At 29.6% G+C, this 1,455-nt stretch carries 2 protein-coding genes; both read right to left on the bottom strand.

Annotation, left to right across the window (positions count from 1 at the left end):
• Positions 1–121: 121 nt before the first annotated feature.
• Positions 122–892, bottom strand: a complete 771-nt coding sequence (locus tag ACQCX0_RS05100) for an ankyrin repeat domain-containing protein (protein ID WP_462563087.1) — start codon at positions 890–892, stop codon at positions 122–124.
• Positions 886–1,275 carry a lactoylglutathione lyase gene (gene gloA, locus ACQCX0_RS05095; protein ID WP_462563086.1) on the bottom strand — a complete coding sequence of 130 codons (390 nt, stop codon included), beginning with the start codon at positions 1,273–1,275 and terminating at the stop codon, positions 886–888. The genes ACQCX0_RS05100 and gloA overlap by 7 nt, the downstream gene beginning before the upstream one ends.
• Positions 1,276–1,455 lie beyond the last annotated feature (180 nt).

Below are 1,455 nucleotides of genomic sequence, written 5' to 3'. Positions count from 1 at the left end.
GATCTACACTCTTTCCCTACACGACGCTCTTCCGATCTTTTTTCTATTTATTCGCATTTTTTGTATTTATTTTTATTCACATACCTAGTTGCTATTCCCATTATATACTGCCTCATTACAGCTATTTCAATAACTTTAATATTTTAGAATTATTCTTAAGCACCTGATTAGTAAGAGCAATTTCATAAACAGAAATTCCCAATAAATCCTGAGCTTTTCTATTTGCCCCGTGTTTAATCAACAATTCTATAATTTTAGGATTTTTAGTAGATTTAGCAGCTATCATTAACGCAGTTACCTTATCTTTATTAGTATAATTAATTTCTGCACCTTGGTTGATAAGTTTTGTTATAATTTTTTCATCATTAACCATAGACGCTGCCAGCATTAATACTGAAATACCACTTTTTGTTTTAGCATTAGCATTAGCCCCATTTTTTAAAAGTTCTACAATATAAGTATAATTATTTCCTGAGAGCATTGCTAACATCAGAGGGGTATAACCAAAAGTATCCTTATTATTAATATCAACCCCATACTCTATTAATAGGGGTACTATTTTAGGGTTACTATTAAAAGTTGCTGAAATTGCCATTGCATTGCGTTTAACATCATCATGAGACATAGGATTCGCCCCAAGATTTAGCATATTTTTAATAATGTTTAAGTTACCAGTTTTCACAGTTTTTAAAAAAAGCTCATCTGATACCTCTAAAGTAGTAAAGACTACTTCTTTTTGAATAATTTTAGTAGCTATATTTTTTGGTTTACTTAGAAATATTATAATAGCAAAAAATACAAAACATAAAAATACTAATAACTTTAAATGAAGTTTAGTGTTTTTATACTTATAGAAAATAGTTAATAAATATTGCCTAATTGTCTTTAACATTGAATAAATTCAATTTTATAGCCGTTGGGGTCTTTAATAAATGCTATTAGTGAATTATTAGCATTCATTTTATGTGGTTCACTTAAAACCTCAGCCCCTTTTTCTTTTGCTTTGGTTACCGCTAAGTTAATGTCGCTTACTCCTATGGCAATATGACCATAGGCTGTGCCTAATTCATAATTACTTATTCCCCAATTATAAGTTAATTCTATTTGCGGTGCAAATTTTTCCTGTGAATACCCTAAAAATACTAATGTAAACTTACCTTTTTCATTATCTTTTCTTCTAATTACCTGCATACCGAGCACATCTTCATAAAACTTTATAGATTCTTCTAAATTATTAACTCTTATCATAGTGTGTAAAAACTTGTGTTCTAACATAATTAAATTTCTCCGTTAATGATTTCTTTTACGATTTTTGCAGCCCTACAACTAGGCTTAAAAGTATTATACCCTAATTTTTGCAAAACTCCCGTAACTTCTGTTTGTTGTTCTTTAGTAAATTTCTGATTATTAAAGATCGGAAGAGCGTCGTGTAGGGAAAGAGTGTAGATCTCGGTG

It is taken from the genome of Candidatus Hepatincolaceae symbiont of Strigamia maritima, assembly GCF_055505085.1.
Note: the sequence above shows the minus strand (reverse complement) of the source record. Positions and strands in the feature narration are given on the sequence as shown.